The sequence below is a fragment of the Oculatella sp. LEGE 06141 genome (assembly GCF_015207605.1).
Taxonomy (GTDB): domain Bacteria; phylum Cyanobacteriota; class Cyanobacteriia; order Elainellales; family Elainellaceae; genus Oculatella.
On sequence record NZ_JADEWO010000003.1, the window covers coordinates 15,596 to 34,148 of the forward strand.

Genomic DNA, 18,553 nt, shown 5'->3' on the forward strand with positions numbered 1-18,553 from the left:
GCTCCTGAGCTAGAAGCTTATTCAAGGGGAGATGGAAGCAGGTTAATGTTGAAGGCTGCATTCCAGGGTTGCCAGATCGTTTGCCAGATCGCAAAGACCTGCGGTTAGTGGCTTAACTTCAGCACATGGTGGCCGATATCGCGACGAACGTATAAGCCTTCAAACTGGAGATGATCGACAGCGGCATAGGCTCGGGCGATCGCCTCTTCAAATGTCTCTGCAACAGCAGTGACCCCCAAAACGCGTCCTCCATCGGTGACCAGTTGCTGGTGTTTCAATTTGGTACCCGCATGAAAGACGATCGCACCCGTTTCTTCAGCGGTTTGAATTCCCGAAATGGGATGTCCTTTTTGATGTTTACCAGGGTACCCTTCTGCTGCAACTACAACACAGGTGGCTACGCCCGATTTCCAAACTAGCGGCGGCAACTGAGACAGTTTTTGCTGAGCGCAAGCCATCATTACCGTATCCAAAGGGGTTTCCAGCAGCGGTAGAATCGCTTGAGTTTCCGGATCGCCAAAGCGGCAGTTAAACTCAATGACTTTAGGAACGCCGTCTGGTGTGATAATCAAGCCAGCATACAGCACTCCTCGATAGTCGATTCCTTGCTGGTGGAGTGCTGCAATGGTAGGTTCAAGCACTTCTCGCTGAATCCGATCCATTAAGCCGTCATTGACAACGGGAGTAGGGGCATAGGCTCCCATCCCGCCCGTGTTTGCTCCTGTGTCGTGTTCGCCAATGCGCTTATGGTCTTGAGCTGGAATCAATGGGCGAATGGTCAGGCCGTCCGTTACGGCTAAGACCGATGCTTCTTGCCCCACGAGCCGTTCTTCGATGACTACTCGCTTTCCTGCGGCTCCAAATTCTCCGTTAAACGCCGCCTCAATGGCTGCTTTGGCTTCTTCAACGGTTTCGGCAACCGTCACCCCTTTGCCAGCCGCCAATCCGTCTGCTTTAACGACAATAGGAGCGCCCTGCTCAACCACATAGGCGATCGCTGCCTCTGCTTCGTCAAACGCCGCTGCCTTTGCCGTTGGGATTCCGGCCTGCTGCATCAGCGACTTTGCCCACGACTTGCTGGCTTCTATCTGGGCACCTGCCAGGGTTGGCCCAAATACGGTCAACTCCTGCTGGCGCATGTAGTCTGTAATGCCAGCCGCCAGGGGGCCTTCTGGCCCAACGACGATTATCCCAACGTTATTGACAAGGGCAAAGCGAGCAATTCCCTCAAAGTCGTTCACGCCCAGAGCGAGGTTTCGACAACGGCTCAATCTGGATGTGCCGCCGTTGCCAGGAACGCAAATTACTTCCTGAACCCGGGCTGATTGTAATAGCTTCCAGGCGAGGGCATGCTCGCGTCCCCCACTACCAACGATCAAAACTTTCACGCTATGCCCACCCTTGCCGATAACACTCTAGACGGTTCACAAAAATGCATCTCATTATGTCATATCACCGAAATCATCAAAACTGACTTCGGTAAACCTTCTGTATTCTTCAATGAGCAAGTTTTCAAGATTTTGCAAGGCTTCAGTATGGCAGGGCTTGACTTTTAAAGTGACTGCAAAAAAGTGACTAGTGACGGCATGACTGCGGTTTGTCACTGGTGCCTCTTCGGGCTAAAGGCGATCGCCAACTGTGACGTTGGGTTTCAATATCCAGGGATTTGCCAGGGTAGCCAGTAGAGTGAGTACACTAGGTTGGAGCCTTTGAAATTCTAACGCTCAGCACACCTTATCCGAGATATTAAGTTTTAGATATATGTCGTTGCGCGTCGCTCAGCCTAAGCTGTTTAACCAGATGCACTTATTTCAACATTGCAAGATTCTTCAACATTGCAAAATTGCTCATGTTGGGGGAACTGTTTTAGCGATCGCCCTCCTGATTTCACCAATCTTAGCTCCAATTGCGGGCGCAGAGGAAGACCCCGATACATTTCCCCCCAATCCTCTGGAGATCACCTCTGAGGATGATCCGCTGCTGCCTCGGCTGTTGGTCGATCGACCCCTTAGCCCACAAGAGCGTCGAGTGCTGGCTACCGCATTAGATGAATTGAATCGTCAGGCCGAAGCCAGGTTACGGGCTGCCGATCCCGCAGGCGCATTTGAAATTTGGAACCGGGAACTGCGGCTGCGTCGGGTTTTAGGCGTGCAGGAGGAAGTGACGACGCTAAGCCGGGTCGGAGAAGTGGCTTGGCGCGAGAACCAAACGACCGAAGTGCGAATCATTACCCAGCGCTTGCAGGAGATCGAGCAAGAGCTTCAGGCGCAACAGCCGCTCAATTATGATTTGCTGTTGACCATTGCCCAGTCTTATCAGCAACTGCGGGCGCGCGACCCGGCTGTAACGCTGTACGAGCAGATCTTGGTGCAGGCGCGGCAGCAGCAAGAAGGCGATCGCGAGCAGCAAATTTTGACGGCGCTAGGTGAGCTACACCTGGCCTGGTTTGACTATGCCAGGGCAGGAGAAACCTATCAGCAACTGTTGGCTTCGGCTCAGGCAAGGCAAAATCGTGCAAACGAGATTGAAGCATTGAAGCAACTGGCCAGTATTTATCAAGAAGGCAATCAGCCTGAGCAGGCGATCGCAATTCAACAACAGCTTGTTACCCTTTACGAACAGCAGCAAGACTATCTGCAAATTCCTCCGTTGAAGCTGGCGATGGGCGATGCTTACACAGAACTGCAACGGCTGAATGGAGCCGCCTCTAGTTATCAAGAAGCGTTTGCGGTGGCTCGCTCTGTTCAGCAATATGGCTATGCGAGTGATGCCTTACAGCGGCTAGCAACTCTGTATCGATCGATCGATCGACTAGACGATGCGCTGACCGTATACCAACTGCTGTTAGATGTGGAGCAGCAATCCTACAACACGTTGGGAACGATGAATGCCTACGATCAAATGGGTCAAATTTATCGAGATAGAGGGCAGCAACCGCAAGCGCTAGCCGCCTTCCAACGAGGATTAGAACTGGCTCAACAGCTCAACTACAAAATCAGTTATTTCACGACTCAAATAGACCAGCTCAATCAGCCAGCAGAGTCATCAACTGAACCACAACCGCCAGATCTGCCGCCTGTCGAACCACCGTTGAGCGAACCGCAACCTCAATAAGTCGTTCGGCTGAATACCTGTGCCTGGTGTTTCGACACACGATCGCGCACTGCTGCATGGAGTGTCAGATTCGGACGTTCCTTATCGTTGGGGAGCAGGAACAACTTCATCCGTGATGGAGCAGTGCCATACGGTTGCGGCTAGATCACTCTTTGTTGGCATGGGTCAGCTTGGCTAAGCGATAGAGTGCCTCAAGTTGTGGAACGGATGCCTGAATATCAGTGAGGAAGACCGTTTGAGCCGTTGGTACTGAGCTAACTCCCATCAGCACGTAGAGACTGAAGGTGATGGAAACGGCTTGAAATAATGTTTTTAGCATATTAATTTCCCCTCACTCAGGGACATTGTAAAGATACGGTATCTAAATGCATCCGCACTTCGCCCGGTCGAGTCCTCCAGTTGGATGAACGGTGAGTCAATTTGTCCGCAGTTCTACCGTTGCTCCCTTGGTAATGTTGTTTCTATGAACGGAACCCATTCAATAGAACAAACTTTGACGTAATGCTTGCGCTAACCCTGATCCATCGATAGTTTGAAAGTAGAACGATGAAGGAGGCGGTTGTATAAGTGGTTCTGAGTCATAACTGAGTCAAAATGGTTGCATCCATTACCGTTTAACAGGATATTCAACACTCGTTCCGTGAACGCCATTGGTGTTAAGGTTCGGTCTCAATTCGATTCAGCAAATTATGTCTGCTCATTTTTCAAATCAACCCATCGCGCAGATTAGCGTTGAAGATCTGGTGGCTCGTCTGAATGCGGCGAGTGAACCTGTTCAGCTTGTGGATGTGAGAGAGCCAGAAGAGTTGGCGATCGCCCACCTTCCCAACGTTAAGCACCTGCCACTCAGCCAGTTTTCTGAATGGTCAGGTCAAATTCAGGCGTATCTTGATCCTCATGCTGAAACCGTTGTGATGTGCCATCACGGCATGCGATCGGCTCAAATGTGTCAATGGTTAGTGAATCAGGGCTTTACAAACGTACGAAATTTAGCGGGTGGCATTGATGCTTACTCGGATCGAATTGACCCAACTGTTCCTCGGTATTGATAGTTACAGCCGACGGTTTGAACCATCGGCTAGATCACAGCTAGGTTACAATTTAAAGTCCGATAACTTAATTGTTATATCGTTGTATGCAAATCAAGCTCAGTGAGCGACAGCAGCAAGTCCTTGGGGCAACTGTCCGCCATTACATTGCTACTGCTAAGCCTGTCGGTTCAGAGGCACTGCTTGAGGAATTCAATCCCAGGGTCAGTGCCGCGACGATTCGCAACGCGATGGGTTATTTGGAGAAAGCAGGGTTATTATTTCAGCCTCATACCTCCGCAGGGCGAGTTCCTTCGGATTCGGGTTATCGCATCTATGTGGATCGGCTAATGATGCCATCCAGTGCGCTGGCGCATCAGGTTGAGCAACTGCTTTCAGATCAGTTGAATTGGGAGGAGTTGAGTTTCGAGGCGTTGCTGCGTGGTGCGGCGCAAATTTTAGCCACCCTAAGCGGCTATATTGCACTGGTGACGATGCCGCAGATGAGCGTCGCTCTGTTACGGCATCTACAACTGGTGCAGGTTGATCCAGGACGGGTAATGCTGATTGTGGTGCTGGATTCCTATGAAACCCGTTCGACGGTAATGGATCTCTCCAAGTCCAACGAGGCAACGGCCTTTGATCCAGAGTTGTTAGACCGGGAACTTCAGATTCTCTCTAATTTCTTGAACACCCATCTGCGGGGGCGATCGCTCAACGAAATCGCTACGCTGGACTGGGGCGAGTTGGGTCGCCAGTTTGAGCGATACATTAAGCTGTTGCAATCTTCTTTGTCTGATTTGAACCAGCGGAGCCAGGTGCCCGTCTCCACTCAGATTTTAATTAACGGGGTGGCTGAGGTTTTGCGACGGCAACCAGAATTTTCTGAGATTCAGCAAATTCAAACGATTATGCAATTGCTGGAATCGGAACAAGACCAACTGTGGTCATTAATTTTTGATTCCGCTGAATCAACTCCTTCTGCCAAACGGGTTACGGTGCGGATCGGCTCAGAAAATCCGCTGGAACCTATTCAAACCTGTGCGCTGGTTTCGGCTACCTATCAGCGCGGAACAGTGCCCGTTGGCAGTGTGAGTATGCTGGGGCCGACGCGGATGGTGTACGAAGATGCCATTACTCTGGTGGAAGTCACTGCTGACTATATTTCGGGGGCGCTTAACCAAACGACTTAAAGAATGTTTGAGCCGTTTACCTGTGGCTCTGTGTTGCCCTTAGAGATATAACCACCTTTCAAACAGCCGCTAAGGCTGCGCTGGTGCCGGTTGAGGGCTAAGCGCAGCCTTGGGGTAAGGGATGCGCTGGTGGTTGAACTGCTGCCAGACTTGCACAAAAATTTCGGCAATTTTGGACATATCTACTCGCGTTAAGCCTGAATCGATCAACTGGTTGTCTTGCCAGCGAGCGCGGAGAATTCGGTTTACCATCGCCAGGGCATCGTCTGGGGTGGCATCCTTGAGCGATCGCAATGCCGCTTCGCAGGAGTCGGCCAGCATTACAATACCCGTTTCGCGAGATTGCGGAATTGGCCCGTCGTAGCGAAAGTCGGATTCCTTGACTGTAATACTGGGATCGTCTTGTGCCCGCTGTTGCGCCTGATAGTAAAAATAGGTGATTAGCATTGTCCCTTGATGCTCTGGAATGAAGGCGCGGATAGCGGTGGGCAGGCGGCACTTCCGCGCCATCACCAGACCTTCAGTTACGTGCTTTTTAATAATTTCTGCGCTCTTCCAGGGATTGTCGATCAGGTCGTGTTTGTTGGGGCCACCCATTTGATTCTCAATAAAACCCAGGGCATCGTGCATTTTGCCAATGTCGTGATACAGCGTTCCGGCTCGGACTAGCTCAACATTGCAACCCAGGGCGCGAGCGGCTGCCTCGGCTAAGGTGGCTACAAATAATGTGTGCTGAAAGGTTCCAGGTGCTTCAGAGGCCAACCGCTTGAGCATCGGTCGGTTGGGATTAGACAATTCTGCTAAGCGGATAGGGGTTACCAGATCAAACAGATTCTCTAAGTAAGGGCTGATGCCAAGCGCTACCACGCTCCAGGCAACTCCCATTAAACTTTGCAGCGCAGCGGTAGACAGGGTGACATACCAGACAGGCGTACTCGCCGGACTAAGAATCAGGGTGAGGAGCAAAAAAGCAACGCCCTGGGTAATGCCAACGGCTCCTCCCAAGAGGGCAAGCTCTTCACGCGATCGCAATTGTCCGGCCATGAATGCTCCCACTAAGCTACCAATTGTGCTAGCGAACAGCGATATCCAGCTAATTTCCATGCCAATGGGAATGACTATGCTGAGCAAGCCAACGATTGTCACTCCCAGCGCTGACCCGTAAAAGCTGCCAACCAGGAGGCCGACGGCAGGTAAACTCATGGCTGGGACGGCCAAAATCACCGTTAGAGGTACCGTTAGAGTCAACAGCACAACGAGGAGATGATCTCGACGGCGCAACCCCGGATGGAACCGATATTCGACCAGTAGGAACACTCCGACTGCTCCAGTGGTGATTCCAGCAAACCCGATCAGGCCAAACCAATTCACTCCTCTGCGGCTCATACCGAAGTGGTCGAGCAAAACAAAGTCTTTTTGGCTGATTGTTTCACCCGCTTGAACGATAACTTCTCCCCGACGAACTTCCACAATTTCTGGGGCAACCGCTTGCGCGGCTTGTTCAGCACGGAGTTTGGTTTGTTCTGGATCTTGCACCAGGTTGGGCTTAACGACCGAAATTAAGATCTCGCTGGACAACGGTGTGGCTACAGATGGAACATCTGCGCCAATCTGGATGGCAATGGCAGTTTTCAGCAACGTGTTGGGGATACCCGGTGAAATTCCCTGGCTCAACATCCGTTCAAGCGCCTGTCGAATGGATGCCTTCGTTGCGTTCCATTCGGCATCGGTGAGATCCAACAATGATGCGTTGTAGAAACTGCCCGGTTCGTTGGGTGTAGCGTGGGCTAGTTCTGAGACGACCGCAGCATAGCGTTGTCGGGCACGGGCAACGACTTCTTTGAGTGCGGTGAAATCTTCTGGAGTGGTAATTCGACGATAGTTTTGCAGTTCAATAATCGCAAGCTGTTGTGAAGAGTTGGCTGGAATGTCACCAGAACGTCCAGCCTGGGGTGCCGTGGGCACAGACGAATTGGCGTTGGTGTTGGGATCGCTAGCCGCAGCGATCGCCTCTCGCCATTCCCATTCTGCTGCTTGACGCAAATGCTGTTGAGTTGTGGTTGACAGCGTTGAGGTTTCTACAAAGGGAAATGCCCCGGCGCGTTGCCTCAGTTCGTTTCCTTGCTCAATTAAACGCTGCAAAGATTGATAAATTTCTTGATTGACGCTCTCATCAATCATCAGCACCGGAACAGATCCGGTACGAGCGGCCTTCCGGTTGTTTTCTGTGGAACGGACATCGACCACTCTGGCCGATTCTGGTGCCCTCAACGTTTGGGGGGCGATCGTCTCAGCCGCTAACTGCGGATCGTTGTAAAAGCGGTAGCCAATAGCGCTGGTCAGAGATAAAACAGCCAGAATTAAAACAGCGGTTGAATTGGATCTCGCCTGATCGTGGCGGGACTTTCGCCGCGTTTTACTACGTAGGGGATACTTTAAGGTCATTTGATCAGACTTGGCTCGGAGCATATGCGGCCAAGATGCTGGGGTTCTAGCTGCCCTCTGGCAACGCTTTGCTTGCAACAACGCTTTTTGCAGCGTGCGGTTGAAGCATCTTCGGGAGGTACCTGGAAAACGGGTCTGCTTCCACTGAACGAGTTGCTGAGTCAAAAACCGAAACGACTTCATTGCTACACCGATAGCTAAATCGAGAGTGAATTCTCAGCAGAATGGCAACTGGGTTGCTATGCCTTCTGTGTGCTGTATACTGCTCCAGACCCAGGAGACAGTTTCCCTATCAAGACGATCCAGTGAAAGGAGTTCAGATAACACCGAGTAGATGTACAGGGTCTCAGATTTTGAATATGAGTCGGTAAGTAAGGCAATTAAGTAAGGCAGTAAGTAGTAGTAGTAATAGTATATCGAAGCTCAATTTGTGCAAACGCTCAACGGGGTCGAATAATGTTTGGAGCGGCTATGGCCGCACTGTAGCGCAAAACCTCGGTTGGGTGAGTTGGGGTATGTACACCTGCCCAAACTGACCATAATCGATCGGCCAGTGTTATGAGGGCAGTCTCCGATTCTATCTCCCACATCTTGACTAAGAGAGCGTCTACAGACTGATGACAAAACGTTTGCCGCCAATGAACCGGGATTGCGGTAATTCCGTTATAACTGCCCGATAACAACCCTGCGATCGCACACGTTAGCTGCGGTTGGTGGGATGCCTGTGCCGCTCTCAGTAGCGTCAAGCGAAAATCACCTGGGGTGGAGAGAAACGAATAGAGCGCTAGCAAAATCGGTGTCGTTTCAAGCATAGCCGCATCTTCAGAGGCAGATATGCGGCGAGGTTGAGTCAATTGGGCAACGGCAGTAACCAACCCTGCTTTAGTCTGAAGCAAGTGGTTGAGCTGATGTAGTTGGGTTGCCCAAACGAGGCTGATGGGTTCTGATCCCAGGCTTTCTGCTAAAAAGCGTTCAAAGCCCTCGGGGATAAACTGTTCACGTAGAATTAGCGCTAAAAGACGGCAAACGAGCAGCGCTCCAACTTTGGATTCTGCTGGAGCTTGCCAGACGATAATGGCTTCCTCTAGCGTGCGATGAAGTTGATGGATGTCGTCATGTAATGCTAGGGCGATGGGGATGGCGGCGATCGCTGCCTTAGCGCTGGCCGCACAATGGCCTGCTGAGGGGACATTTCCATGTGCTTTAAACAGGGACATAGTGGCTGGTTGGGACGCTCTCTCTCCCTGGATCAAGAGATTGATTTGTTCTGTCACTACTGTGCCCATTGCCACAGGCAATGGGACAGTGAGCTTCCCAAACCCCCATCGATCCACGTCTGACCACGATCGCGGTGATGAAGTTTGTAACCGCATCCAACTATGTACTCCAAGTCCTTCTCCTAAAGCTGTTCCCAGCAAAGCGCCTCGAAATCGATTCATCAGTGAATGGTGCATGGACATTCGGTGAAGGGAAGAAGGGACGACCTATAAAAAACCAGAATTCCTCCGACCCATCTAAAGTATTGAGTGGAACGTTCAGTGATTTGGTATAAAGTCAGAAAAATCTGGTTTTTCTGTGAGAGGCTTACAAGGAATATCACGTTGAAGATGAAGAGTGAGGGCTATGAGAGGCAGTTTGATGCACGACTTGATATTTGTATCATCCCAGTCAACTCAAGCGATCGGTAGGCTGATCCGGTTTGGAGTGTCTGGCCTATTGATGGTGACCACGTTAGGCATTGGGCATACTCCGCTGGCTGGACAGGAAGCAACCCCCTCCCCTGCTACAACCACTCCATCTCCTGCTGGAGCCTCTAACCGCTCAATCTTGCGGTTGGGCAGCCGGGGATCTGAGGTCACAGAGCTGCAAGCCCTCCTGCAACTGCTAGGCTACTATACTGGAACGGTTGACGGCGACTACCGGGAGAGTACGGCAACTGCGGTTTCTGCGTTTCAAACGGCCGCAGGCTTGCAGGCTGATGGTGTGGTGGGTACGGAAACATGGAATTTGCTCCTGCCCGCCGCATCACAGAACACCGCAACTGCTTCGGCTTTAGCAGATACGCCTACTGCCAGTTCTAATTTTCCCAGCCCGTCGCCTATCCCAACAGTAAGTCCTGCCCCTGCTCCTGTTACACCGTCTCCTACCGCTACACCGTCTCCTACCGCTACACCGTCTCCTACCGCTACACCGTCTCCTACCGCTACGCCCTCTCCTGCTGGCGCACCCGCATCCCCAGCACCCACCTCTAACCCAACTACACCCGTACCTGACTCGGCCTCTCCGGTTGCTCCAGTGGAGCTTCCTATTTTGAGAATCGGAATGCAAGGGCCAGCGGTGTCAAGGTTGCAAGAGCGGTTACAGGCTACTGGTTTTTTTGATGGCGCGATTGACGGCATTTTTGGGCCACAAACTCAGGCCGCTGTTAGAGCCGCACAACGGAATTTCCAGCTTGACCCGGATGGGGTCGTTGGCCCTGCAACTTGGACTGCCTTACTGCGGTAGAACTGCTGTGATACGTCACGGCTGGCGTTGAACGGCTCTGCTTGCAGAGGGATCTGCTTTTGGTAAACCTGGCTTTGAAGTCTGTCTGAAGAGGCGGGTCGGTTCCTTTCCTCAGACAGACGTTTCTGGTGGTCAAACTTTTTAATCTAGAGAGCATAAAAAATAACTTCTCTAAAGCTCTGACCTAAAGCCATGCACAACCATAACAATCGCACTTATCGTCAAGAAACCTATTCAAACGGTCGTACGTATGGCGATCGCCCGGTTCAGTACGAGACCGATGATTACCGCGTCATTAATCAAACGCCTACCGTCGCCAACGGCAACCGGGTTAGTCCGGAGGATGCTTCTTATCGTGACGGTTATGTGCGCGGTCGAACCGTCGATCGGTATCAGCAAGATAATGTAACCGAGGTTCGAGATAACGAAAACGCAGCACGTGGTTTTCTCCTGGGCATCTTACTAACGTCGCTGGTTGGTGTGGTGATTGCTGCCATTTTCTTTGTTAGTCAGCAAAACCAGGCTCCGGCTCCAGTGGTGCCTGTTCCTGTCCCGGCAGAGCCAAATGCTGTGGAGCCTCCAGCCCCCCAAACTAACAACACGGAAGTGCGCGAACGGGTGATTGAGCGGACGCGTGAACTGGTACCTGTACCGCAGCCTCAAGCGCCTGCCCCGACTGAAGCTCAGCAACCCGTACCCCAGACTCAGCAGCCGATTGTAGATGTCCCTACTCAGCCGCAATCTCCTATTCAACAGCCCAACGTTGTTCAACCTGAAGTGCAAGGCAGCGACGAACCTACGACGCAGACCCCTGCAACGACTGGAACACCTCAGTAACTGTCTTCAGGAAACCGGTTTAAATCCGGCTTCCCTGATCCAAAAACCTGAAGCTTAAAGCCTGCTGATGCAGGCTTTTTTCGTAGAATAAGCGATGGGTCGAGCGCCAATCTTCCTGGTGCGGCTAATGGTTATGTGAATGATTGTTGCCACAGGGTTTCGCTTCATCAAACAGCATGAACTTTGGTAAAAGGTGCGATCGCCCTTCTGGATGGAATGCTAATTTAATAACAGGCACATACATCAGTCATAAACCACTGAAACCAATTCTGGATTAGAGCCTGTGCCTCCCGCTTTGATCCGAATCGCAATGCTTCATTGCTGTGAGACATTTCTAAAATCTACACGGCGGGTTGTATTTAACGAAGCAACACTTCTCCTTGTTACAGAAATCGTTAACTACAATGCCAAAGCTCTCTAGTCTCCTAAAGAGACTGAAATGCTCACAAGTTAATCAGTAATTGCGAGTTTGCTGTAAACCTTAGCTGCGTTCATTAACTAGTTTGTTGATTTAGTCTAGTTGGTTCGTGTCGTTAATTGGTTCCATTAAGCAAATTCAAGTAATTTCCGGGTCTGGCGTTTCGTCAGGCCCATTGGTTTTAATGGGGCGTTTTACGCTGCAACGAAAGTGTTAATGGTGACTTGAAGGCCCCTGAATACAGCTTTTCGAACCTGACCAGACCCAAGGGTTAGCAGCACGTTGGCTCCCTCTACATCCTCCCAATCTTGATGGATTCATCTCGTGGGGCATCGCCCATCTTATACCGAGGGTCGCCATGTCCAGAATAGCGCTTTAACCTGAAGCTAAAGCGTTACATCGGTGGGTTCCATCACGGCAGACTCATAACGAATTCCGGCCTGGTGGAGCCGCTGAAGAGCTTGCTGTAAGCGATCGCATTCGGCAATCAGGCTGATTCGCATGTAGCCTTCGCCACCCGCTCCAAAGGCATTACCGGGTGTGACAACTACCCCCGTTTGCTGCAATACCGACAGAGCAAAATCGGTAGACCCAACTCCGGGTGGGCAAGGAGCCCAGAGGTACATCGTTGCCCTGGTTTTGGGAATCTTCCATCCCAATTGCGAGAATCCTTCAATTAAAAAGTCTCGTCGGGTACGATAACGAGCCTGCACTTCGTGTAAGTAAACATCCGGCAACTGTAAAGCGGTTTCCGCTGCCGTTTGTAAAGCTGCGAAAATGCCGTAGTCTAAATTGGTCTTGAGGGTTCGCAAGCCTTGAATAATGTGGCGGTTGCCCACAACGAAGCCAACGCGCCAGCCAGCCATATTGTAGGTTTTAGACAGGGTGTGAAATTCAACGCCGATCTCTTTTGCCCCCGGAATTTCGAGCAAACTGGTGGGATGATAGCCATCAAAGGCAAGTTCTGCATAACACAAGTCATGCACCAACAAGATTTCGTGGCGACGGGCAAAGGCGACGATGTCTTCAAAAAACTCGCGTGGGGCGGTGGCGGCGGTTGGATTGTTGGGATAGTTAAAGTAGAGGATTTTAGCTCGTTCTGCGATCGCATCTGGAATGGCTGCCAGATCAATCAACCAGTCATTCTCGGGTTTGAGAATCAGGCTATGAATTTTTCCACCTGCAATTAAAGGCCCCCGAAAATGGGCAGGGTAAGCAGGGCTGGGAACCAGAACCAGGTCGCCTGGATTGATGTAGGCGATCGCCAAATGGGTCAACCCTTCTTTGGAACCCAGTAACGGCAGAGCTTCTCCATCTGGGTCAAGCTCTACCCCATACCGTCGCAAATACCAGGCCGTAATCGCTCGTCGAAAGCTAGCCGTTCCTTCAAACGGAGGATAGCCATGATTGGCTGAGTCTTGTAGAGCCGCAATTGCTGACTCAACTACAGGCTGAGGCGTGGGGCCATCCGGATTCCCCATGCCTAAGTCAATCAAGTCTAACCCCTGCTCACGGGCACGAGCTTTGAGTTCATCCAGGCGGGCAAAAACATAGGGAGGAAGTGCGCTAAGGCGATCGGCAGGGGTCAACCAACTCAAATTCATGCCTGTACCTCGCTAGACGACGATCCGCAGTCGCTGTGGCTATCTACCAGAGATGGAGAACCGCTTCCTGCTTGAAGCGTATGGAAATCTGGAGTTCTCCCGCCCGTGCAGGGGGCTGTGGTCGATACCATCGCCGCCATTAGTTGAGTCGGTGTGACCTCAAACGGCAAGCGATGAATATCGGATGTGGGTTGGCACGCTACGGTCGCGGCTCCCTGTAAATTGGCGATCGTTATTTGCGTTAACCCTAGATCAGCCAAACTCTGCGGTAAACCAATTTCAGCATAAAACTTGAGTAACTGTTGTCGGGATGTGGCGGCTAACAGATTACCCTGCACCATTTCTTCTAAACGAAGCTGTACCAGAATGCCAAACGCAACTTTTTCGCCATGCAGCGTTCCGTGGCTCTCCAGCAGATGGGTTAAGCCGTTATGAACAGCGTGGGCGGCAACTGTACGGCACTGGGCACCCCCCAGGCCACCAACCACACCTGCCAACAACACGGTTGCATCTACCACTTCGCGCCAGTCGGCGCTGCCAGGAGACTGGAGAGCCACGGCTGATTTTTGGAACAGCAGATCCCGCAGCACTCTTGCTTGCTGAACGGCGGCAATAATCAGTGTTTGCTCGGAATGCCCACTGCTGATCGATGCTTCATACCATTTGGCTAACGCATCTCCAATTCCAGCGACCAGCGTTCGTTGGGAAGCGGTTTGGATCAGGCTGTAATCCAAAATTAACAGATCGGGACATTTGCTCAGGCCCACATCGTACAGAAACGCACCCTGCTCCGAGTAGATGTTAGAGAGAGCCGTCCATGCAGCGCAGGTGGCAGCCGAGGTTGGAATAGTGACGATCGGTAGCTGACATTGGTGGGCGAGCAGTTTAGCGGTATCTAGCGCTTTACCCCCTCCTACTCCAATAACAACGTCCGCCTTGTGCTGTTTCACCGCTCGGCGTAGTGTGTGCAAACTGGCTTCGCTGCAATCGCTGCCATAGGAAGCTTGAGCAGCCTGGAGCGATCGCTGCTCTAGTACCGGAGTCAGGTAAGGCTGAATGGCGGCTAGCGTCCGCTCGCCACCAATCAGCAGCGGTCGTTGGCCTAAGTGGGCGATCGCTGCTCCAGATTGAGCCAAGGCGTTTGAGCCGCGCACAACCTGTGTCGGTGCCATTGCCATCGTCACAACTGGGGGTGGTGAGTCAGATGCTTGAGAAAGAGCAGATGAATCAGTCATAACTTCAAGACAGCCCTCAATTCAAATCTGAGGTAAAAAACACTTTACTACATGAAGCCGAAATTAAGCGTCAGCAGCCGTCCGCTGTCCGGATCAAGCTAGCCAGGTTGCACAGGGGCAGACGGTGCAGGCGGTAGTTTTGCCAGGTTTTCCCGGTAAAGGTCAATTTGCATCTCCTGATCGTCGCGCACAAAGAGCGATCGCTTCACCTGCCCCAATACGAGCGGTTGCGAAACGCCTTCCTCTGGATGCAATACCGTTCGTGCCCGAATGGTGAGCTGATCTTGACCACGACTGAGCCGTCCCGGGGAGAACATATCGCTGGCCGCCTGTTGCAGGGTTGCCAGCAACTGCGGTTCTGTAATGGAAGACGGCACAACAATGACCGTCTGGGTTGAACCGGAGTCATACACGGTTGCAAAGCGCACCGCACCAGGAACGACGGTACGCGTGAAGGGAACTAGGCCCAGGCCAAATAGCCCAACGGTTAAAACTCCCATAAATCCGGTAATGCCAACCAACCGAAACCGTAAGCCCCACTGGAACAAGAAACTTAGCCCAGCCAGGACTGCAAACGCTAAGGTCGTTAATCCGGCCCATTGAGCAGCCGTGAGAAAATTAGCAGTGCTTAGCATAGGTTTTAAACTCAAATTTTAACTGTCAGTTGAACGGCATTGGTGAAGTTCGTCTCACCCAACCGACCCGTCCGTTCGGTTGGGTTTAAGCGATGCCTAACACCGGTTGCAGACCAGCCACGCAGCCCTTCGTTAGGGTTTAGTTCATTCGTTGCTGATAAAACCTGCGGGCTGTGCATCTTTCAGTTCCAATGCTGCTTTTACAGTATGCCAGGAGAGATTGGCACACTTGATTCTCACCGGAAATTGGGCGACTCCCTGCATCACGTTAAGTTTGCGCTGTTCCTTCGGAAACTCGGCTTCTCCCTTCATCATGTTCTGGAACCGCTGAACCATGTCCAGAGCTTCTTCGGTGGTTTTGCCCTGAAGAGCCTCTGCCATTAAATCGGCAGAAGCCATTGAAATCGCGCAGCCTTCTCCTTCAAACTTGACGTCTTCAATCCGATCGCCGGAGGGACTGAGGTGCAGAGTGAGTTCAATCGTGTCGCCACAGGAAGGGTTGTGCCCCTTTTGATAGCGATCGATTGGATCGGTCTTGCCACGATTTCGGGGTTTCTTGTAACGCTCAAGAATAACCTGCTGGTAGAGGTCGCGCAGATTGTCCAATGCCATGAATCACAGGGGGTTAACAATACTTAGCTTCCTTGATCCTATCAGGGGGAAGCGAATTCAGGGTTGGAGATCGAGCCGAGCCGCAACCTTAATTGTTAGCTGGAAGCAAAATGGGTCGATCGCAGCATTCTATGCAGCACATCAAGCAGGTTTATTTGCATCTATCCAATTAAATCGTTCCAGGTGCAGAGGAAGGCGTTGTGACTGAATGCTTTGATTCTTCCGTTTGAAGGAGGAATAACATTTGTCATCTTCTTATGATGAACGAACGATAACCAATCATTGAACTTACTGGAACTTAACTGATTTTACTATGAGTAACGACAAAGAAATTCGACAACCTATGCAACCTGAAGAGGTTGATTTTGAGCAAAAAAAACGCATTAAGGAAGAAGTTTCTGATGGTCCTCAGGTGCTAAACCCTGGCGATCGCGTCACTGACGAAGCTCAGACGCTAGAGGAAAAAGCAAAGCAGGTTGCAGTTGATGCCCCTGACATTACAGGCGATCACATCGTAGTGCCAGCTTACTTTGTAGTAGATGAACCCGATGGTGAGAAGAAAGCACTCCACCACGTTAAAGACGCAGAGGAAATTTCTGACGTAATTCGTCAGGCTCGCGTCGATGAAGATGGCAATCGCCAATGGCGATAAGCTGACGTTTTTAGACTCGATTTCTATTAAATTTAGGAGGATAAACATGCCTTATCAAAACTTAGACGAGCTGCCTCAAGACGTTAAAGAAAAGATGCCGCAGGGGGCACAGCAAGCATTTGTAGCTGCCTTTAATGCTGCCGAATCGGATGGTATGAGCAAAGACGCAGCGACCCAGGTTGCCTGGAATTCGGTTAAGCAAGAGTACAACCAGGATAAAGATGGCACCTGGTACCATCGGGAAGATCGGAAATCTGAAAGCAGCCCGCTTGGTAACGTAGGCAGCAGCGGCACCTGAATCAGGCTTTGATTGACCATAATCAGTGGGTGTAGCGATCGCACTCCACATTGCGTAAACGGCTAGGAGCAAGGCTACCTTGCTCCTAGCCGTTTAAGATTAAGGAAGCGTTCGTAACTATTGACTACATGTTGCCACGGGAAGATCTACTAAAAGGAATTGACGATCGAGACAGTGCTGTCCGGGTAATCGACCAGGCCGATCAGGCTATCAGAACCTGGGAGGTGGTTTCTACCGATTTTCTCTCGCCGCTTGAACTGGCCAACGTACAGCAAATGTTTCGTCGTTTAACGGAGGTTAGCATTGTTGCATGGGGTGGATATCCGCAGGCAGAGCGGCAACGTGTGGCGATCGCTCGTGTGGACTTACCGCTTGATGCGTCTCAAGTCAGCTTAGCTGTATTAGACATTGCCGGTAACTTTCTGTTTGACCCTGCGAGCCACCGTGACTTTTTGGGAGCCATTCTGGGAACAGGAATTGTTCGCGAAAAAGTAGGGGATATTATTGTCCTGGGTGAGCGAGGTGCCCAGGTCGTTGTCGTACCTGAAATGGTTGAATTTCTAGAGATGAGTTTAACTCAAGTGCGTTCGGTTCCAGTCAAGGTTCGCTCCATCAACCTAGACGAGCTTAAGGTTCGTGAACCGAAGAAAAAAGAGATGACTACCGTTGAGGCTTCGTTGAGGTTAGATGCAATCGCCTCCGCTGGATTCGGTATGTCTCGCAGCAAGATGGCGGATTTAATTAACAGTGGTGATGTTCGCGTCAATTGGAAAGATGTAACCCAGGCCAGCCATTTATTAAAGTCGGGTGATTTGGTGGCCGTTCGCAGCAAAGGCCGTCTGGAAGTCGGCGAGGTTGCCATCACCAAGAAAGAGCGATATCGCGTTCAGCTAACCCGATTGATGTAACCTAAAATGCTAGGTTTGCCAGCAACCCAGTAAAGCTTCGTATGGCCTCACTCGTTGAAGGCTTCTGTAATAGAAACGGGATTCAGCTAAGACCCAGAATCGTTCATTTCAGGTCTGGTTTCTAACGCTTCTTTCACCATTTTTTGTCTCCTGATTGGGCATTTAGCTATCGCTTTACCCTGTGAACTCATCGGAAAGCAGTTATCTTCAGAGGATGCTTCAAAGTTTGATTTGTAGCTCCAATAACCGCAGGAGCGCAGCATACCCTGTGGGAAGCAGTCTATGGGCGATACGTACTTGGGGCAATACGTACTTGGGTCTGTTTCAAGGCAAGGGCAATCTGTAGAACACTATCCCTTACAGGAGGCGTTTGCTACTGTTTTAAATGTCTTCTTAGAGGATAGTTTAAAGGTGCTGACTGCAATGTGAACCGTCCCCTAAATCTCTTAGGATCGGCGGACTTCCGAGCCGATTCTGTTTCAAAGTCTCCCAATATTAGGAGACTTAGGGAGCGAATACAGCACATTTAATACGCTTAAAACAACCTCTTAGTGGCTGAAGCTTACTAGATGATGGCAAAATCTTAGAGGATGTCTTAAAAGTGCTAAGCTCCAACTCAAACCGCCCCCTAATCCCCCAATTTTGGGGGACTTCCGAATCAATTCTGTTTCAAAGTCCCCCAATTTTGGAGGACTTAGGGGGCTAATTTAGAATGTTGAGCCATTCTCAGACACCCTCTTAATGCCGATGATAAATTCGTATGTTGTCCAATTCGGTGCTTCTTCTAAGAATGGGAAGATGGGCTGAATTCGATCGCTCTGAACGGTTAGTTGCTATTACAGTGAGTCGCAGTAGCACAAGTCGTAGATTAGCTATAAATGCTTGAAACGACTCCAACGATGGTGCTGTTTTGTTGCAAAATTGACGTATGATTTCTTTGAAAAGTGGTACATTCCTCAAGAGTCCTTGCTTGTAGTTTAATATCAAAGATTGATCGATTTTAAGGTTCCGTCAATTGCTCAAAGGAGTTGCAGCTCTGAATGATTGAGTCAATTTCAGCAGCCTAGCG

18 protein-coding genes are annotated in these 18,553 nt (G+C 50.9%); 9 read left to right on the forward strand and 9 right to left on the reverse strand.

Annotation, left to right across the window (positions count from 1 at the left end):
- Positions 1 to 104: 104 nt before the first annotated feature.
- Positions 105 to 1,388 carry a phosphoribosylamine--glycine ligase gene (gene purD / locus IQ268_RS03055; RefSeq protein WP_193875455.1) on the reverse strand — a complete coding sequence of 428 codons (1,284 nt, stop codon included), beginning with the start codon at positions 1,386 to 1,388 and terminating at the stop codon, positions 105 to 107.
- 54 nt (positions 1,389 to 1,442) lie between these two features.
- Positions 1,443 to 1,604 (reverse strand): hypothetical protein, encoded by a 162-nt coding sequence (locus tag IQ268_RS03060; protein WP_193875457.1) that lies wholly within the window; start codon positions 1,602 to 1,604, stop codon positions 1,443 to 1,445.
- 157 nt (positions 1,605 to 1,761) lie between these two features.
- On the opposite strand from IQ268_RS03060, the gene IQ268_RS03065 reads away from it, so the two are divergent.
- Positions 1,762 to 3,114: a lipopolysaccharide assembly protein LapB gene (locus IQ268_RS03065; protein ID WP_228035046.1), complete on the forward strand. Its 1,353-nt coding sequence runs from the start codon at positions 1,762 to 1,764 to the stop codon at positions 3,112 to 3,114.
- Between the two features lie 145 nt (positions 3,115 to 3,259).
- On the opposite strand, the gene IQ268_RS03070 is transcribed toward IQ268_RS03065, so the two are convergent.
- Positions 3,260 to 3,433: a hypothetical protein gene (locus IQ268_RS03070; protein WP_193875459.1), complete on the reverse strand. Its 174-nt coding sequence runs from the start codon at positions 3,431 to 3,433 to the stop codon at positions 3,260 to 3,262.
- A 370-nt stretch (positions 3,434 to 3,803) separates the two neighbouring features.
- On the opposite strand from IQ268_RS03070, the gene IQ268_RS03075 reads away from it, so the two are divergent.
- Positions 3,804 to 4,163, forward strand: coding sequence for a rhodanese-like domain-containing protein (locus tag IQ268_RS03075; RefSeq protein ID WP_193875461.1), 360 nt, complete (start codon positions 3,804 to 3,806; stop codon positions 4,161 to 4,163).
- 86 nt (positions 4,164 to 4,249) lie between these two features.
- Positions 4,250 to 5,335: a heat-inducible transcriptional repressor HrcA gene (hrcA, locus tag IQ268_RS03080; protein ID WP_193875463.1), complete on the forward strand. Its 1,086-nt coding sequence runs from the start codon at positions 4,250 to 4,252 to the stop codon at positions 5,333 to 5,335.
- A gap of 69 nt (positions 5,336 to 5,404) precedes the next feature.
- On the opposite strand, the gene IQ268_RS03085 is transcribed toward hrcA, so the two are convergent.
- Positions 5,405 to 7,780, reverse strand: a complete 2,376-nt coding sequence (locus tag IQ268_RS03085; RefSeq protein WP_228035047.1) for an HD family phosphohydrolase — start codon at positions 7,778 to 7,780, stop codon at positions 5,405 to 5,407.
- A 440-nt stretch (positions 7,781 to 8,220) separates the two neighbouring features.
- On the reverse strand, positions 8,221 to 9,219 hold the full coding sequence (locus IQ268_RS03090; protein WP_193875467.1) for an ADP-ribosylglycohydrolase family protein: 999 nt from the start codon (positions 9,217 to 9,219) through the stop codon (positions 8,221 to 8,223).
- Between the two features lie 199 nt (positions 9,220 to 9,418).
- Between IQ268_RS03090 and IQ268_RS32040 the strand changes: the two genes are divergently transcribed.
- Both IQ268_RS32040 and IQ268_RS03105 read left to right on the forward strand, forming a co-directional pair.
- Positions 9,419 to 10,285, forward strand: a complete 867-nt coding sequence (locus IQ268_RS32040) for a peptidoglycan-binding protein (RefSeq protein WP_228035048.1) — start codon at positions 9,419 to 9,421, stop codon at positions 10,283 to 10,285.
- 192 nt (positions 10,286 to 10,477) lie between these two features.
- The gene (locus tag IQ268_RS03105) at positions 10,478 to 11,122 is read left to right on the forward strand and encodes a hypothetical protein (RefSeq protein WP_193875469.1); all 645 of its coding nucleotides are present in this window, start codon (positions 10,478 to 10,480) and stop codon (positions 11,120 to 11,122) included.
- An 804-nt stretch (positions 11,123 to 11,926) separates the two neighbouring features.
- On the opposite strand, the gene IQ268_RS03110 is transcribed toward IQ268_RS03105, so the two are convergent.
- From IQ268_RS03110 to sufU, 4 genes are all read right to left on the reverse strand, one after another.
- Positions 11,927 to 13,144 (reverse strand): aspartate aminotransferase, encoded by a 1,218-nt coding sequence (locus IQ268_RS03110; protein WP_193875471.1) that lies wholly within the window; start codon positions 13,142 to 13,144, stop codon positions 11,927 to 11,929.
- On the reverse strand, positions 13,141 to 14,322 hold the full coding sequence (locus IQ268_RS03115; protein WP_370584638.1) for an iron-containing alcohol dehydrogenase family protein: 1,182 nt from the start codon (positions 14,320 to 14,322) through the stop codon (positions 13,141 to 13,143). Before IQ268_RS03115 ends, IQ268_RS03110 begins: the two co-directional genes overlap by 4 nt.
- Positions 14,323 to 14,477: 155 nt before the next feature.
- Positions 14,478 to 15,014, reverse strand: coding sequence for a Ycf51 family protein (locus tag IQ268_RS03120; RefSeq protein WP_193875475.1), 537 nt, complete (start codon positions 15,012 to 15,014; stop codon positions 14,478 to 14,480).
- 144 nt (positions 15,015 to 15,158) lie between these two features.
- A complete protein-coding gene (gene sufU, locus IQ268_RS03125) occupies positions 15,159 to 15,626 on the reverse strand; it encodes a Fe-S cluster assembly sulfur transfer protein SufU (protein ID WP_193875477.1) in 468 nt (155 codons plus the stop codon).
- Between the two features lie 313 nt (positions 15,627 to 15,939).
- Between sufU and IQ268_RS03130 the strand changes: the two genes are divergently transcribed.
- The 4 genes from IQ268_RS03130 to IQ268_RS32045 all read left to right on the forward strand — a co-directional run bounded on the left by IQ268_RS03130 (position 15,940) and on the right by IQ268_RS32045 (position 17,913).
- A complete protein-coding gene (locus tag IQ268_RS03130) occupies positions 15,940 to 16,278 on the forward strand; it encodes a hypothetical protein (protein WP_193875479.1) in 339 nt (112 codons plus the stop codon).
- 46 nt (positions 16,279 to 16,324) lie between these two features.
- Positions 16,325 to 16,576 carry a ChaB family protein gene (locus IQ268_RS03135; RefSeq protein WP_193875481.1) on the forward strand — a complete coding sequence of 84 codons (252 nt, stop codon included), beginning with the start codon at positions 16,325 to 16,327 and terminating at the stop codon, positions 16,574 to 16,576.
- Between the two features lie 128 nt (positions 16,577 to 16,704).
- Positions 16,705 to 17,484 (forward strand): photosystem II S4 domain protein, encoded by a 780-nt coding sequence (locus tag IQ268_RS03140; RefSeq protein WP_193875483.1) that lies wholly within the window; start codon positions 16,705 to 16,707, stop codon positions 17,482 to 17,484.
- 282 nt (positions 17,485 to 17,766) lie between these two features.
- The gene (locus tag IQ268_RS32045) at positions 17,767 to 17,913 is read left to right on the forward strand and encodes a hypothetical protein (RefSeq protein ID WP_228035049.1); all 147 of its coding nucleotides are present in this window, start codon (positions 17,767 to 17,769) and stop codon (positions 17,911 to 17,913) included.
- Positions 17,914 to 18,553 lie beyond the last annotated feature (640 nt).

What these genes read in the sequence shown, in the direction of transcription:
- IQ268_RS03065 (WP_228035046.1), top strand. Translation starts at nt 1,762, where the DNA reads ATGTCGTTGCGCGTCGCTCAGCCTAAGCTGTTTAACCAGATGCACTTA.
- IQ268_RS03070 (WP_193875459.1), bottom strand. Translation starts at nt 3,433, where the DNA reads ATGCTAAAAACATTATTTCAAGCCGTTTCCATCACCTTCAGTCTCTAC.
- IQ268_RS03075 (WP_193875461.1), top strand. Translation starts at nt 3,804, where the DNA reads ATGTCTGCTCATTTTTCAAATCAACCCATCGCGCAGATTAGCGTTGAA.
- hrcA (WP_193875463.1), top strand. Translation starts at nt 4,250, where the DNA reads ATGCAAATCAAGCTCAGTGAGCGACAGCAGCAAGTCCTTGGGGCAACT.
- IQ268_RS03085 (WP_228035047.1), bottom strand. Translation starts at nt 7,780, where the DNA reads ATGACCTTAAAGTATCCCCTACGTAGTAAAACGCGGCGAAAGTCCCGC.
- IQ268_RS03090 (WP_193875467.1), bottom strand. Translation starts at nt 9,219, where the DNA reads ATGAATCGATTTCGAGGCGCTTTGCTGGGAACAGCTTTAGGAGAAGGA.
- IQ268_RS32040 (WP_228035048.1), top strand. Translation starts at nt 9,419, where the DNA reads ATGCACGACTTGATATTTGTATCATCCCAGTCAACTCAAGCGATCGGT.
- IQ268_RS03105 (WP_193875469.1), top strand. Translation starts at nt 10,478, where the DNA reads ATGCACAACCATAACAATCGCACTTATCGTCAAGAAACCTATTCAAAC.
- IQ268_RS03110 (WP_193875471.1), bottom strand. Translation starts at nt 13,144, where the DNA reads ATGAATTTGAGTTGGTTGACCCCTGCCGATCGCCTTAGCGCACTTCCT.
- IQ268_RS03115 (WP_370584638.1), bottom strand. Translation starts at nt 14,322, where the DNA reads ATGGCAATGGCACCGACACAGGTTGTGCGCGGCTCAAACGCCTTGGCT.
- IQ268_RS03120 (WP_193875475.1), bottom strand. Translation starts at nt 15,014, where the DNA reads ATGCTAAGCACTGCTAATTTTCTCACGGCTGCTCAATGGGCCGGATTA.
- sufU (WP_193875477.1), bottom strand. Translation starts at nt 15,626, where the DNA reads ATGGCATTGGACAATCTGCGCGACCTCTACCAGCAGGTTATTCTTGAG.
- IQ268_RS03130 (WP_193875479.1), top strand. Translation starts at nt 15,940, where the DNA reads ATGAGTAACGACAAAGAAATTCGACAACCTATGCAACCTGAAGAGGTT.
- IQ268_RS03135 (WP_193875481.1), top strand. Translation starts at nt 16,325, where the DNA reads ATGCCTTATCAAAACTTAGACGAGCTGCCTCAAGACGTTAAAGAAAAG.
- IQ268_RS03140 (WP_193875483.1), top strand. Translation starts at nt 16,705, where the DNA reads ATGTTGCCACGGGAAGATCTACTAAAAGGAATTGACGATCGAGACAGT.
- IQ268_RS32045 (WP_228035049.1), top strand. Translation starts at nt 17,767, where the DNA reads ATGGGCGATACGTACTTGGGGCAATACGTACTTGGGTCTGTTTCAAGG.